This window comes from Streptomyces sp. NPDC104831, assembly GCF_055583025.1.
The window spans coordinates 46548-60207 of record NZ_JBVJOT010000007.1 but is presented as its reverse complement, the minus strand read 5'-3'; the positions used below and the strand labels follow the sequence as shown (position 1 = coordinate 60207).

General features: G+C 71.8%; 16 protein-coding genes. 9 read left to right on the top strand and 7 right to left on the bottom strand.

Annotated features, from left to right (window positions below; all coding sequences use genetic code 11):
• Nucleotides 1-502: 502 nt before the first annotated feature.
• Genes ACZ63H_RS07140 through ACZ63H_RS07130 form a run of 3 tightly spaced genes read left to right on the top strand, consistent with a single transcriptional unit; the run spans nucleotide 503 to nucleotide 3237 of the window.
• Nucleotides 503-1462 (top strand): ABC transporter substrate-binding protein, encoded by a 960-nt coding sequence (locus ACZ63H_RS07140; protein WP_469862824.1) that lies wholly within the window; start codon nucleotides 503-505, stop codon nucleotides 1460-1462.
• Nucleotides 1463-1501: 39 nt separating this feature from the next.
• The gene (locus tag ACZ63H_RS07135) at nucleotides 1502-2434 is read left to right on the top strand and encodes an amino acid ABC transporter permease (protein WP_469862823.1); all 933 of its coding nucleotides are present in this window, start codon (nucleotides 1502-1504) and stop codon (nucleotides 2432-2434) included.
• A gap of 50 nt (nucleotides 2435-2484) precedes the next feature.
• Nucleotides 2485-3237: an amino acid ABC transporter ATP-binding protein gene (locus ACZ63H_RS07130; RefSeq protein WP_469862925.1), complete on the top strand. Its 753-nt coding sequence runs from the start codon at nucleotides 2485-2487 to the stop codon at nucleotides 3235-3237.
• Between the two features lie 55 nt (nucleotides 3238-3292).
• Here the strand turns inward: ACZ63H_RS07130 and ACZ63H_RS07125 are convergent, their stop codons facing one another.
• Nucleotides 3293-4051 carry a class I SAM-dependent methyltransferase gene (locus ACZ63H_RS07125; RefSeq protein ID WP_469862822.1) on the bottom strand — a complete coding sequence of 253 codons (759 nt, stop codon included), beginning with the start codon at nucleotides 4049-4051 and terminating at the stop codon, nucleotides 3293-3295.
• 103 nt (nucleotides 4052-4154) lie between these two features.
• Here ACZ63H_RS07125 and ACZ63H_RS07120 point away from each other — a divergent pair, with 103 nt between their 5' ends.
• On the top strand, nucleotides 4155-4784 hold the full coding sequence (locus ACZ63H_RS07120) for a CGNR zinc finger domain-containing protein (protein ID WP_467933587.1): 630 nt from the start codon (nucleotides 4155-4157) through the stop codon (nucleotides 4782-4784).
• Here ACZ63H_RS07120 and sodX read toward each other — a convergent pair.
• Complete coding sequence (gene sodX / locus ACZ63H_RS07115) at nucleotides 4688-5122, bottom strand: nickel-type superoxide dismutase maturation protease (RefSeq protein WP_469862821.1); 435 nt, start codon at nucleotides 5120-5122, stop codon at nucleotides 4688-4690. The two genes, ACZ63H_RS07120 and sodX, sit on opposite strands and share 97 nt — an antisense overlap.
• A gap of 145 nt (nucleotides 5123-5267) precedes the next feature.
• Between sodX and sodN the strand changes: the two genes are divergently transcribed.
• From sodN to ACZ63H_RS07100, 3 genes are all read left to right on the top strand, one after another.
• Nucleotides 5268-5663 carry a superoxide dismutase, Ni gene (sodN, locus tag ACZ63H_RS07110; RefSeq protein ID WP_318201445.1) on the top strand — a complete coding sequence of 132 codons (396 nt, stop codon included), beginning with the start codon at nucleotides 5268-5270 and terminating at the stop codon, nucleotides 5661-5663.
• Nucleotides 5664-5836: 173 nt separating this feature from the next.
• Complete coding sequence (locus ACZ63H_RS07105; RefSeq protein ID WP_469862924.1) at nucleotides 5837-6190, top strand: helix-turn-helix transcriptional regulator; 354 nt, start codon at nucleotides 5837-5839, stop codon at nucleotides 6188-6190.
• A 34-nt stretch (nucleotides 6191-6224) separates the two neighbouring features.
• Nucleotides 6225-6641, top strand: coding sequence for a VOC family protein (locus ACZ63H_RS07100; RefSeq protein WP_469862820.1), 417 nt, complete (start codon nucleotides 6225-6227; stop codon nucleotides 6639-6641).
• A 36-nt stretch (nucleotides 6642-6677) separates the two neighbouring features.
• Here ACZ63H_RS07100 and ACZ63H_RS07095 read toward each other — a convergent pair whose 3' ends face one another.
• From ACZ63H_RS07095 to ACZ63H_RS07080, 4 genes are all read right to left on the bottom strand, one after another.
• Nucleotides 6678-7010, bottom strand: coding sequence for a DUF952 domain-containing protein (locus tag ACZ63H_RS07095; protein WP_469862819.1), 333 nt, complete (start codon nucleotides 7008-7010; stop codon nucleotides 6678-6680).
• Nucleotides 7011-7019: 9 nt separating this feature from the next.
• Entirely contained in the window at nucleotides 7020-7313 is a 294-nt protein-coding gene (locus tag ACZ63H_RS07090; protein WP_469862818.1) for a hypothetical protein, read from the bottom strand.
• Nucleotides 7314-7481: 168 nt separating this feature from the next.
• Complete coding sequence (locus ACZ63H_RS07085) at nucleotides 7482-8621, bottom strand: family 2 encapsulin nanocompartment cargo protein polyprenyl transferase (RefSeq protein ID WP_469862817.1); 1140 nt, start codon at nucleotides 8619-8621, stop codon at nucleotides 7482-7484.
• Nucleotides 8622-8733: 112 nt separating this feature from the next.
• A complete protein-coding gene (locus tag ACZ63H_RS07080) occupies nucleotides 8734-10140 on the bottom strand; it encodes a family 2B encapsulin nanocompartment shell protein (protein WP_469862816.1) in 1407 nt (468 codons plus the stop codon).
• A 295-nt stretch (nucleotides 10141-10435) separates the two neighbouring features.
• On the opposite strand from ACZ63H_RS07080, the gene ACZ63H_RS07075 reads away from it, so the two are divergent.
• Together ACZ63H_RS07075 and ACZ63H_RS07070 are read left to right on the top strand one after the other, a co-directional pair.
• Nucleotides 10436-11029: an N-acetylmuramoyl-L-alanine amidase gene (locus ACZ63H_RS07075; RefSeq protein ID WP_469862815.1), complete on the top strand. Its 594-nt coding sequence runs from the start codon at nucleotides 10436-10438 to the stop codon at nucleotides 11027-11029.
• A gap of 102 nt (nucleotides 11030-11131) precedes the next feature.
• Nucleotides 11132-12052, top strand: a complete 921-nt coding sequence (locus tag ACZ63H_RS07070; protein ID WP_469862814.1) for a 1-aminocyclopropane-1-carboxylate deaminase/D-cysteine desulfhydrase — start codon at nucleotides 11132-11134, stop codon at nucleotides 12050-12052.
• On the opposite strand, the gene ACZ63H_RS07065 is transcribed toward ACZ63H_RS07070, so the two are convergent.
• A complete protein-coding gene (locus tag ACZ63H_RS07065; protein WP_469862813.1) occupies nucleotides 12049-13632 on the bottom strand; it encodes a Na+/H+ antiporter in 1584 nt (527 codons plus the stop codon). The genes ACZ63H_RS07070 and ACZ63H_RS07065 overlap by 4 nt on opposite strands.
• Nucleotides 13633-13660 lie beyond the last annotated feature (28 nt).

Below are 13660 nucleotides of genomic sequence, written 5' to 3'. Positions count from 1 at the left end.
GTGGGCGGGCACCGCGTACGGCCCGATTGCTGATACGTGCGAGGCCATACGCGACGGGCGCGCCGCACACGCGCCCTGAGCCCCGGATGAGGGGTGTAAAGAACCTTCTTACCGGACGGACGGCGCCCGCGACGAGTCCAATAGGTGCAAGGTCACATCCCGGAACGCGGAGGCGACGCGGGGATGACGGACGGCCGACGGGCGGAAATGGCGTGAAATCGCGTACGCGCCACACGGGGTCGAGCGACCACATCGTGAGACGCGGTGAAGATTCTCCGGTCGGAGCAGTGGATTCCCGCAGATGGTCCTGCGGCTATGGACCGAGGTTGTACCGACCTGGTGCGGTTCGGGGGTCGCCCGTTATCCGATTTTGACATAACGGGTCCCCTGAATGGCGTCGTCCGAATGGCAAGATGCCGTAAACCCACGAGGTCGCGACACCCGAAGGTGTGTGTTTCCGTCGACCCATCGGCACCTCTTCCCATCCGCCGGAGGAACCACGATGACCGCAAGCTCCACCCGTCGTACCACCGCCGCGCGCTCCCGTCTTGCCGCGGTCGGTGCGATCGCGGTCGCAGGCGCCCTGCTGCTCACCGGCTGTGGTGACCAGACCAAGGACAAGGACAAGGACTCCGGCAGCGCGTCGACCGGCAGCGCCCCGCTCGCCGACAAGCTCCCGCAGGACATCCGGAGCAAGGGCAAGATCCGGGTCGGCTCGGACATCGCGTACGCCCCGGTGGAGTACAAGGACGACTCCGGCAAGGTGGTCGGCCTGGACCCGGACCTGGCCCAGGCCCTGGGCAAGCAGCTCGGGGTGACGTTCGAGTTCCAGAACGGCACCTTCGACGCCCTGCTCACCGGTCTGCGCTCGGACCGCTACGACATCGCGATGTCGGCGATGACGGACAACAAGAACCGCCAGGAGGGCGTGGACCCGGACACCGGCAAGCAGGTCGGCGAGGGCGTCGACTTCGTCGACTACCTGACGGCCGGTGTCTCCATATACACCCGCAAGGGCGACACCGAGTCCATATCCACCTGGGACGACCTGTGCGGCAAGAAGCTGGCCGTGCAGCGCGGCACCACCTCGGACGACCTGGCCAAGGCGCAGGCCGCGAAGTGTCCGAAGGGCAAGAAGCTCTCCATCGAGGCGTTCGACGACAACCAGCAGGCCCAGACCCGGCTGCGCTCGGGCGGTGTGGACGCGGTGTCCGCCGACTTCCCGGTCGCCGCGTACGCGGTGAAGACCTCCGGCGGCGGCAAGGACTTCGAGCTGGTCGGCGACCAGGTCGAGGCGGCCCCGTACGGCATCGCGGTCTCCAAGAAGGAGACGCAGCTGCGGGACGCCCTCCAGGCGGCGATGGACGCCGTCATCAAGAACGGCGAGTACCAGAAGATCCTCGAGAAGTGGGGCGCCCAGGACGGCGCCGTCAAGCAGTCCGTCATCAACGGCGGCAAGTGACCCGCGACCGACAGCAGCGGCCACCGAGAGGCACTATCCGTGACTGACATCGACAAGACGGCGGATCCGAAGGACACGCCCCCGGCCGGCGCCGAGGCCATCAAGGCCATCCCGGTCCGGCACTACGGACGGTACGTCACCGCCGTCATCGCGATCGCGGTCCTCGTCGCGATCGTCTACGCGTTCGCCCAGGGCAAGATCAACTGGCACGCCGTACCCGACTACTTCTTCGACGACCGGATCATGACCGGTGTCGGCAAGACCCTCCTGCTGACGGTCCTGTCGATGGTGATCGGCATCGTCGGCGGCATCGTCCTGGCGGTGATGCGGCTGTCGAAGAACCCGGTGACCTCGTCCATCGCCTGGTTCTACATCTGGTTCTTCCGCGGCACCCCGGTCCTGGTCCAGCTGTTCCTCTGGTTCAACCTGGGCCTGGTCTTCGAGTACATCAACCTGATGCCGATCTACAAGGACTACTGGTCGAGCTTCATGACGCCGCTGCTGACGGCGTTGCTCGGCCTGGGTCTGAACGAGGCCGCGTACATGGCCGAGATCTGCCGGGCCGGCCTGCTCGCGGTGGACGAGGGCCAGACCGAGGCGGCCCACGCGCTCGGCATGAGCCACGGCAAGACCCTGCGCCGGGTGGTCGTCCCGCAGGCGATGCGGGTGATCGTGCCGCCCACGGGCAACGAAGTGATCAACATGCTGAAGACGACCTCGCTCGTGGCGGCCGTCCAGTTCTCCGAACTCTTCCGCTACGCCCAGGACATCGGGCAGAACTCCGGCGCCCCGGTGGAGATGTACTTCCTCGCCGCGGCCTGGTACCTGATCATGACCTCGGTGCTGAGCGTGGGCCAGTACTACCTGGAGCGGTACTACGCCCGCGGCTCCAGCCGCACCCTCCCCCCGACCCCGTGGCAGAAGGTGAAGAGGCATCTGACGACCTTCTCCAGCAGGAAGGTCACGGCATGACCGACAAGCTGAGCAAGACGCAGGACGCCCGGCCGCGGAACGCGGTCCCGATGGTCAGGGCGGAGGGCGTGCACAAGTCCTTCGGCCAGGTCGAGGTGCTCAAGGGCATCGACCTGGAGGTGAAGCCGGGCGAGGTGTTCTGCCTGATCGGCCCCTCCGGCTCCGGGAAGTCGACCTTCCTGCGCTGCATCAACCACCTGGAGAAGATCAACGCCGGGCGGCTGTACGTCGACGGCGAGCTGGTCGGCTACCGCCAGCAGGGCGACAAGCTGTACGAGCTGCGCGACCGCGAGGTCGCCATGAAGCGCCGCGACATCGGCATGGTCTTCCAGCGCTTCAACCTGTTCCCGCACATGACGGCCGTGGAGAACGTCATGGAGGCGCCGGTCCAGGTGAAGGGCGCGAGCCGCGCCGAGGCCCGGGAGCGCGCGATGCAGTTGCTGGAGCGCGTGGGCCTGGCCGACCGGGCCGGGCACTACCCCTCCCAGCTCTCCGGCGGCCAGCAGCAGCGGGTGGCGATCGCCCGGGCCCTGGCGATGGAGCCGAAGCTGATGCTCTTCGACGAGCCGACCTCGGCCCTGGACCCGGAGCTGGTCGGTGACGTCCTGGACGTCATGCGGGACCTCGCCGAGTCCGGCATGACCATGGTCGTCGTCACCCACGAGATGGGCTTCGCCCGCGAGGTGGGCGACAGCCTGGTCTTCATGGACGGCGGTGTGGTGGTCGAATCCGGCCACCCCAGGGACGTCCTGACGAACCCGCGGCACGAGCGGACGCAGTCGTTCCTGTCCAAGGTCCTCTGAACCCGCGCGTGAGGGGCGGTACGGGTCTCCCGTACCGCCCCTCACCGCCGTCCGCCTACTTCAGCGCGAGCAGCAGCGTGTCCGACGGGGAGCACCACACCGGCCTGGCCTCGGCGAATCCCTTCTCGCGCAGCACGCGCGCGTGCCACCGCGCCGACGGCATGTCCCCGTCCGCGTGCTCGCCGTAGATCTCGAAGCGGCGGGCGGTCGGTCCGGCGAGGACCGGGTCCTCCGCCGCCAGCCGCCACCAGTCGGCCCAGTCCAGGGCGCCGTCCCGCCTGGCCTGTTCCATACGGGCGTGCCGCCGGGCGCGCTCGGCCTCGTTGATCCGGGGCGTGGTCTCGTCGATCATGTGGTCCGCGTTCATGAAGACACCGCCGTCGCGGACCAGCTCCGCGACCCGGCCGTAGAGGACCGCGAGGGGTTCGGCGTGCAGCCAGTGGAGGGCCGTCGCGGTGAGGACGGCGTCGTAGGAGTCGTACGGCAGCCGCGCCGGCCAGTCGGGGTCCTTGAGGTCGGCGGTGACGAGCCGGACGCGGTCGTCGCCGTCGAAGGTGCCGTGCGCGATGGCCAGCAGCGCCGGGTCCAGGTCGACACCGGTGCTGGTGGCCTCCGGGAAGCGGCGCAGCAGCCGGGCGGTGATGCTGCCGGTGCCGCAGGCCAGGTCGAGCACGCGCGGGGCGGGGCCCACGAGCGCCTCCACCATGTCGAGCATGATCCGGAAGCGCTCCTCGCGGTCCGGCATGTACCACTCCTGCTGCCGGTCCCAGCTCTCCTGCCAGGCCGCCCAGTCGGTCCCGGTACCCGTCGTCATGTGGAACACCGACTCCCCTCGGATTCGCGTAATACCCTGGAAGCACGACCGGCTCTTACCCGACCGCAGACACGACCATAAGACGCCCTCGTAAGGACTACAAGTGGAACTGGCCTATTACTCGGATTACGCCGTACGTCTCGTCAACAGCGAGGAGCCGGCCCGGGGCAAGGACACCCTGACCACGGTCGAGGCCGTCCGCGACCTCTTCGGCGTCAACGCGTCGGCCGCCCGCCGCGCCACGGACGCCGACGTCACCCGCTTCCGCTCGGTCCGGGGCCGGCTGCGCGCGGTCTTCGAGGCCGCCGACCAGGGCGACGAGACCCTGGCCGTGGACCTGCTGAACTCACTGCTGCTGGAGTTCCCGGTCAGCCCGCAGATCTCCGGGCACGACCACCGCGACGACGACGGCCGGCCGCTGTGGCACATGCACCTGGCCGACCACCCCTCCAACGCCACCGCCGGCTACGCGGCGATAGCGGCGATGGGCCTCGCCTTCCACCTCACCGAGTACGGCGTCGACCGCCTCGGCCTGTGCCAGGCGCCCCCGTGCCGCAACGCCTACCTGGACACCTCCACCAACCGCTCCCGCCGCTACTGCTCGGACCGCTGCGCCACCCGCGCCAACGTGGCCGCCTACCGGGCCCGCAAGCGCCTGGAGGCCGACCGGTCCGGCAGCAGCGGCCGGGCCGCCGAGAGCGCCCAGCGCAGCAGCGCGAGCGGCGACCGCTGACCGGCCCCCGCCGGCCGGAACCGGAACAGCGCCTTGCCCAGGATCAGTTCCTCGGGCACCACCCCGTAGTCCGTGCTGTCCCCGCCCGCGTACGGATTGTCCCCGAGCACCCACCAGCCGCCGTCGCGCCGCTCCACCGCCCGCTTGACCACCAGCAGGTCCTGCTGGAAGGGATGGCGCAGGGCCACCACGTCACCGGGCCGCACCGCGCCCCCGTACCGCACCAGCAACCGGTCCCCGTGGTGCAGCGTGGGCACCATGGACGGGCCGGTCACCTCTGCCAGCCCGAAGGGCGCCACCGCCCTCCCCCGCTCGGTCTCCTGCGACAGTTCCGGCATCCCCGGCACCTCCCCGGTCCGTTCCTCCACCAGTCTCAGTCTCACCCTGGACTTTTGTCCTAAGCCCTAGGGGGCAGCCGAGAAATCGCGTTCCTCAGGGAGTAATGTCGCACCTGAGAAGACGATCACGAGGAAGGAATGCTCCATGCTTTCCCGCCTGTTTGCCCCCAAGGTCAAGGTCAGCGCCCACTGCGACCTGCCCTGCGGCGTGTACGACCCGGCCCAGGCCCGCATCGAGGCGGAGTCGGTGAAGGCCGTCCAGGAGAAGATGGCCGGCAACGCCGACCCGCACTTCCAGGCCCGCGCCACCGTCATCAAGGAGCAGCGCGCCGAGCTGGCGAAGCACCACGTCTCCGTCCTGTGGAGCGACTACTTCAAGGCCCCGCACTTCGAGAAGTACCCGGAGCTGCACCAGCTGGTCAACGACGCCCTGAAGGCCCTCTCGGCCGCCAAGGCGTCCACCGACCCGGCGACGGGCCAGAAGGCCCTGGACTACATCGAGCAGATCGCCAAGATCTTCTGGGAGACCAAGCAGGCCTGACCGCCCGCCCCTCCCCCGCACCCGGCCCGCGCCACCGCGAGCCGGGTGCGGTGCTTTCCGGCGGGGCGCGAGACCCCTCGGCGACTTCCCGCCCCGGCCGGGCGGTGCTGTGCGAAGCTGGGCGGGTGAGCGTCCTGGAGGATCTGAGACGGCTGCGGCGCGTGCGCGACCGCATGGACCGGGAGTACGCCGAACCGCTCGACATGACCGAGCTGGCCCGCGACGCCCTGATGTCCCCGGGCCACTTCCAGCGCAGCTTCCGCAAGGCGTTCGGCGAGACGCCGTACGGCTATCTCATGACCCGCCGGATCGAGCGCGCCAAGGCGCTGCTGCGCCGGGGCGACCTGACCGTCACCGAGGTGTGCCTCGCCGTCGGCTGCGCCTCCCTCGGCTCCTTCAGCTCCCGTTTCACCGAGCTGGTCGGCGAGACACCGAGCGCCTACCGGGCCCGCGACCACGAGGAGAGCGCGGCGATCCCGCCCTGCGTGGCCCGCAGGCTGACCCGGCCGCGCCGCCGTCCGTACTGAGGCACGGCGCGGCGGCTCGCTCTAGGGTGGGCCCATGGACGTGAAACTCGCGCAGTGCTTCCTCGCGGTGGACGACCACGACAAGGCCATCGCCTTCTACCGCGATGTCCTCGGCATGGAGATCCGCAACGACGTGGGCTTCGAGGGGATGCGCTGGGTGACCGTGGGCTCCCCGCTCCAGCCGGACGTGGAGATCGTGCTGGAGCCCCCGGACGCGAGCCCGGACGCCTCTCCGGCGGACAAGCAGGCCCTCAACGAACTCCTCGCCAAGGGCCTGCTGCGCGGGGTCATCTTCACCACCCCGGACTGCGACGCGCTGTACGAGCGGGTGCGGGAGGCCGGCGCCGACGTCCTCCAGGAGCCGATGGACCAGCCGTACGGGGTCCGGGACTGCGCCTTCCGGGACCCGGCGGGCAACCAGCTCCGCTTCCTCGAACGCCCGGCGTCCTGACCCGGCGGCCGGTCCGGTCCGGGGCCGCCGGGCGGCTCAGCCCCAGGGCTCCACGTTCACCACGGCCTGAACCGGCAGCGGACCGTACAGGTGCGGGAACTCCTCCCCGCCCGGCTCGGCGGACTCGTGGCGCACCGGCGCCCCGGCCAGGGCGGGGTCCACGACGAGGACGACCAGCTCGTCCGGGCCGTCGTAGCCGCCGTAGAGGAACGCGGCGACGCCCGGCAGCTGCTCACGGCTGGAGAAGTGGATGAAGCCCTCCTCCTCGAGGCTGCGGCCCCGGGTGGAGCGTTCGTAGACACCTCGCTCGCGCGCCGCTTCCCACAGGGAGCGTTCGGTGATGTGGAGGATGTACGGCAGTTTCGGCATGCGCCCACGCTACGGCGTCCCCCGCCACCGGCCGCCCGGTGCGCGGCCTTGGGGCCTCCCGGGCGCGCGGCCGCCGCCGTCCCCGGCACCGGCGGACCGGCCGGGGCCGGGAGCCGGGCCCCGAACGGGTTCGGCGGACCGTTCCGTGCCGGGGCCGCCGGAGCCGGTGTACGCCTCGCAGTCGGGGTCGCGGCACGGGCCGGGGCCCCAGACCGGCACCCAGGCGCCCAGCGTCTTGTGCCGCTTGACGACCTTCTCCACCGGCTGCCCGCAGACCGGACAGACGGGTTCCTCGCTGGCCATGACCTCAGCGTAGGCGGCCTCGTCGCATCCCGCCCCACGGGAAGCGTTGGCCCCGCACACTGTGGGGGTGTGCGGGGCCGCCTGACCGGAGCCCCCGACGGCCGTGCGGGGTCAGGAGCCACACGGGCCGGGAACTCCGGGTTCTCCTCGGCCGCCGGGCGGCGGCCCTCAGTTGGTGCGCCGGGTGACGAACTCGGCGAGCGCCAGCAGGCCGCCCGCCGCCTCCGGGTCGGGGACCGCGCGGGCCAGTTCCTGCATGGCCCGGGCCATCCGGTCGGCCGCCTCGGCCTGCGCCCAGTCCCGGCCGCCGGCCCGCTCCACCGCCAGGGCCGTACGCGCGATCTCCCCGGCCTCCGCCTCCTCGCCGAGGTACGGCTTGGCGTACAGCGCGGCCAGCTCGGACGCCCCCGGCGTGCCGGAGGTGAGTGCCGCCACCACCGGCAGGGACTTCTTGCGGGCGGCGAGATCCGCGCCGGCCGGCTTGCCGGTGTGCCCCGGGTCTCCCCATATGCCGATCACGTCGTCGATCAGCTGGAAGGCGAGCCCGGCCTGGCGGCCGAAGCCGTCCAGCGCGGCCACCTCCTCCGCGCCGGCTCCCGCGTACAGCGCGCCGACCGCGCAGGCGCAGCCCAGCAGTGCGCCGGTCTTGGCCTCGGCCATGGTGAGCACCTCGTCCAGGGTCACCGCGTCCGGGGCGCGCTGCTCCAGGTCGGTGTCGGCGTGCTGGCCCTCGCACAGCTCCACCACACAGGCCGCGAGCCGGGCCGCGGCCTGGACGGAGGCCGGGTGCGGGTCCTCGGCGAGCAGCCGCAGGGCCAGCGCCTGGAGGGCGTCCCCGGCGAGGATCGCGTCGGTGTCCCCGAACACGGTCCAGGCCGTCGGCCGGTGTCTGCGGGTGGTGTCCCGGTCCATCACGTCGTCGTGCAACAGCGTGAAGTTGTGGACCAGTTCGACCGCCGCGGCGGCCCGGACCGCCGCCGCCCGGGCCGCCGGCCCGCCGAGCGCCGCGGCCGCCGCCAGCACGAGCGCCGGTCTGATCGCCTTGCCCGCGTTGCCCGCCGCCGGTGTGCCGTCGGCGTGCTGCCAGCCGAAGTGGTAGAGCCCGATCCGGCGCATGGCGCCCGGCAGCGACTCCACGGCCGCGCGCAGCTCCGGATAGACCAGGGCCCGGGTGCGCTCCAGCTGCGCCAGCGCCTCCTGCCCGTCGAGCGGACCGGCGGCCCCGGTCGTCTCCCGGGGCTCCCCCGCCGTGCCGGCGTCCGGCACACCGGGGGCGCGCTCGTCGGTCTCCGTCATGTACTCGGCCATGCCTCCCCCTCGCCAGGTCCGGGCGAGCCGGTGTCACCGGGCCGCCCGGACGCGTTCCCCGAGGGCCTACCCGTCCCGGCGGCCGGAGACACGGCCGCTACGTGCGGAAACGTCACCTCCACCGGCCGATCTCGACGTTCTCCAGGACACCGAGCGCGTCGGGCACCAGAACGGCGGCCGAGTAGTACGCCGTCACCAGGTACTTGATGATCGCCTGTTCGTTGATGCCCATGAAGCGCACGGACAGGCTCGGTTCGATCTCGTCCGGGATGCCGGACTGCCGCAGACCGATCACGCCCTGCTCGGACTCGCCGGTGCGCATGGCGATGATGGAGGTCGTACGGGCCGCGCTGATGGGGATCTTGTTGCACGGGTAGATCGGCACCCCGCGCCAGGTGGGGATGCGGTTGCCCCCGATGTCGATGGTCTCCGGCACCAGGCCCCGCTTGTTCAGTTCGCGGCCGAACGCGGCGATCGCGCGCGGGTGGGCCAGGAACAGCTTGGTGCCCCGGCGGCGGCTGAGCAGCTCGTCCAGGTCGTCCGGGCTGGGCGCGCCGTCGTGCGGCTGGATCCGCTGGTCGTACTCGCAGTTGCTGAGCAGACCGAACTCGGGGTTGTTGACCAGCTCGTGTTCCTGGCGCTCCTTCAGCGCCTCGACCGTGAGCCGCAGCTGCTGCTCGGTCTGGTTCATCGGCTGGTTGTAGAGGTCGGCCACGCGCGAGTGGATGCGCAGGACGGTCTGGGCGATGCTCAGTTCGTACTCGCGGGGCCGCGGCTCGTAGTCCACGAAGGTGTGCGGGATGTCGGGTTCACCGGAGTGGCCGGCCGCCAGCTCGACTTCCTTCTCGCCGTACTTGTTGGTCCGCTGCCGGGGGATCGAGCGCAGCCGTTCGAGGTGGGCCCGCAGCGAGTCGGAGCGCTCCGCGATCTGCTGGAAGTCCTGCCGGCTGAGGACCAGCACCGTGGTCGCGGTGTCCGCGCGGACGGTGTACTCCCAGATGGCCTCCGGGTCGAGCAGCGCCTGGTCGCCGAAGTAGGCGCCGTCGGCGAGGACCCCGAGGACGGCGTCGTCGCCGTAGGGACCCGTGCCGATCTTCTCCACCCGGCCGTGGGCGAGCAGGTACACCACGTCGGTCCGGTGGCCGAAGTCGGCGATCACCTCGCCGGGCGCGATCTCGCGCTGCCGGCAGCGCCGGGCCAGTTCCGTGAGCACCTCCTCGTCCTCGTACGACCGCAGGGCCGGCAGCTCGCCCAGTTCGTTCGGGATGACCTCGACCTGGTCCCCGGTCTTCACGAAGGTGATGCGGCCGTCGCCGACGGAGTAGGTGAGCCGCCGGTTCACCCGGTAGGTGCCGCCCTGGACGTCGACCCAGGGAAGCGTGCGCAGCAGCCAGCGGGAGCTGATCTCCTGCATCTGCGGTACGGACTTGGTGGTGGTGGCCAGGTTCCGCGCTGCCGCCGTCCCGAGGGACTGCTGCGGCCTGTCCGGATCGGTGCGGACCTCTTCGCCTACCGACATAAAGTAATGCCCTCCCATGTATGCCCGGTGCCGCAGTGCACCGGGCACCGGTCTCACGTCCGAGCCTCCCAGCACGCGCCGTGTCCGCGCCATTACCCGAAAGAGCGGGAATGGATCATCGGATTACCGGGCAGAAAGAGGGACTTCGCTCCGGCTCCCACGGCTTCCGCCGCTGTCCGGATCGGCTCGCACACCGTACGAACGAAGTGTTCCGGGTCGTCCGGTTTCGGTAGAAGCAGGCAGGACATCCGGCCGCGCCGCGTGGCCGGACGGGCACGGCACGAAGGAGTCGGGCATGGCCCCACCCATGTCGGCGAGCGAGTTCCTGGACGCGCTCCGGGACGAGGGCGTGACGGTCGTCGAGGTCGGCGACTGGCGGGAACACAACCGCGATCACATGGGCCCCTGGGGGCCCGTGCACGGTGTGATGATCCACCACACGGTGACCCGGGGCGGCGAGCGGACGGTGGAGCTGTGCCGCGACGGCCACCCGGACCTGCCGGGCCCGCTGTGCCACGGCGTGATCACCAAGGACGGCCGGGTCCACCTGGTCGGCTACGGCCGCACCAACCACGCCGGGCTCGGCGACGACGAGGTACTGCGAGCGGTGATCGCGGAGAAGGGACTGCCGCCGGACAACGAGGCGAACACCGACGGCAACCGGCACTTCTACGGCTTCGAGTGCGAGAACCTCGGTGACGGGGAGGACCCGTGGCCGGACGAGCAGCTGGAGGCGATCGTCCGGGCCTCCGCGGCACTGTGCCGCCGCCACGGCTGGACGCAGCGGTCGGTCATCGGCCACCTGGAGTGGCAGCCGGGGAAGGTGGATCCACGCGGGTTCACGATGCGCTCGCTGAGGCGGCGGGTGCGGGAACGGCTGAAGGGCTAGGCACCCGGGGGCCGAGCCGGCCGCGGGTCCGCCTGCCGCCGGCCGTGCCGCCGGGCCCGGCGGCGGGTGCGCCCGGGCGCCCGCCCCGGCGACAATGGAGCCGTGACCAGCCCCGGCCCGCTCGCTCCCCGCCTCCCCTCGCCCCTCCAGGAGGTGCGGGACGGCCGGTTCGAACGCCGTGGGCTCCGGCTGCTGCTCAAGCGGGACGATCTCATCCACCCCCACCTCGTCGGCAACAAGTGGCGCAAGCTGGTGCCGAACATCGCGGCGGCCGGCGGCCGGCCCCTGGTCACCTTCGGCGGGGCCTACTCCAACCACCTGCGGGCCACCGCCGCCGCCGGCCGGCTGCTGGGCCTGCCCACCACGGGCGTGGTGCGCGGCCAGGAGCTGGCCGGCCGCCCGCTCAACCCGTCCCTGGCCCGGTGCGCGGCCGACGGCATGCGGCTGCACTTCGTCGACAGATCGACGTACCGCCGCAAAACCGAGCCGGAAACCCTGGCCGGGATCCTGCGCGCGGCCGGCGCCGAGGGGGCGTACGTCGTCCCCGAGGGCGGCAGCAACGCCGAGGCGGTGCGCGGCTGCCGGGCGCTGGGCGCGGAGCTGCGCGGCCGGGCCGGGGTCGTCGCGGTCGCGTGCGGCACCGGCGGCACCCTCGCCGGCCTCGCCGCCGGTCTGGCGGCCGGGGAGCGCGCGCTCGGCATACCGGTCCTGAAGGGCGGCTTCCTGGAAGCCGACGTACAGGCCCTGCAGGAACGTGCCTTCGGCGCCCGTACCGGCGACTGGTCCCTGGACGAGCGCTTCCACTGCGGCGGGTACGCGCGCACCACGCCCGAACTGGAGGCTTTCGCACGCGACTTCGAACAGCGGCACGGGCTGCCGGTGGAACGTCTCTATGTCGCCAAGTTGCTGTACGGACTCGTCGCCCTCGCCGAAGAGGGCGCCTTCGCGCGCGGGAGCACGATCGCCGCCGTCGTCACCGGGCGGCCGTTCCCGGAGCCCGCCGAAACCGTCCCGGACCGCTAACCGGCCTCCCTGAAGGCCGCCGCCTCCTCCAGGTCCAGGCGCCGGAGCAGGGCGCGCAGCATCTCGTCGTCGATGTAGCGGTGGTCGCGGAGCCGGACGAAGACCTCGCGCTCGGCGCTGATCATCTCCCGGGACAGCCGTCGGTAGGTGTCGTCCACGGACTCGCCGGTGACCGGGTTGACCTGGCCGAGCCGCTCCCAGACGGCGTTGCGGCGGCGCTCCAGGACGATCCGCAGCCGGTCGACCAGCGGCGGCGGCAGCGCGTTGCGCTCGTCGGAGAGCAGGTCGTCGAGCCGGGCCTCGGCGGCCCGCGACGCCTGTGCCTGGGCGTTGGCCTCGGCGAGGGTCTCGGCCTGCCGGTCGCGGCCGGGGAACCGCAGCAGCCGGATGAGCGGCGGCAGTGTCACGCCCTGCACCACGAGCGTGCCGATGACGGTGGTGAAGGTCAGGAAGAGGATCAGGTTGCGGGGGCCGTCGGCCATGGTCGACGGGATGGCGAAGGCGATGGCCAGCGACACCACCCCGCGCATGCCCGCCCACGAGGTGACCATCGCGCCCCGCCACGTGGGGTTCTCCTCGCGCGCGCGGATCCGCGCCGACAGCAGCCGGGGCAGGAAGGTGGCCGGGTAGACCCAGACGAACCGGGCCACCACGACGACCAGGAAGACGGCGACCGCGTACCACGCCGCGGCAGGACCCTCGTACTCCCCGAGCCGCTTGAGGACGATCGGCAGCTGGAGGCCGATCAGGGCGAACACCGCCGACTCCAGCACGAAGGCGACCATCTTCCACACCGCCTCCTCCTGGAGCCGGGTGGCGAAGTCGACCTCCCAGGCGCGGTGACCGAGGTAGAGGGCGACGACCACGACGGCGAGCACACCGGAGGCGTGCGACTGCTCCGCGACCCCGTAGGCGACGAACGGGATCAGCAGCGACAGCGTGTTCTGCAGCAGGGGTTCGGTGAGGTGGGTGCGCAGCCAGTGCAGGGGCGCCATGAGGACCAGACCGATCCCGACCCCGCCGACCGCGGCGAGCGCGAACTCGCCGATGCCGCCCGCCCAGGTGGCGCCCTCGCCGACGGCGGCGCCGAGTGCCACCTTGTAGGCGGTGATCGCGGTGGCGTCGTTCAGCAGGGACTCGCCCTGGAGGATCGTGGTGATCCGGGAGGGCAGGCCGACCCGGCGCGCGACCGCCGTGGCGGCCACCGCGTCCGGGGGCGCCACCACCGCGCCCAGCACCAGCGCGGCGGGCAGCGGCAGCCCGGGGACGATCGCGTAGGCGGCCCAGCCGACGACGACGGTCGCGAAGAGGACGTAGCCGACCGAGAGCAGCGCCACCGGCCGCAGCTGCGCCCGCAGGTCGAGGTAGGAGCTGTCGCTCGCCGAGGTGTACAGCAGCGGGGGCAGCAGCAGCGGAAGGACGACGTGCGGGTCCAGGGTGTAGGACGGCACGCCGGGGATGTAGGAGACCGCGAGGCCGACGGCGACCAGCAGCAGCGGAGCCGGCGCGGGGGTGCGCCGGGCGGCCGCGGCCACCGCCGCGCTGCCCGCCACCAGCAACAGCAGGGGCATTACGTCCAAGGTCCTCGCCCACCCTCTTTTTCCGCGC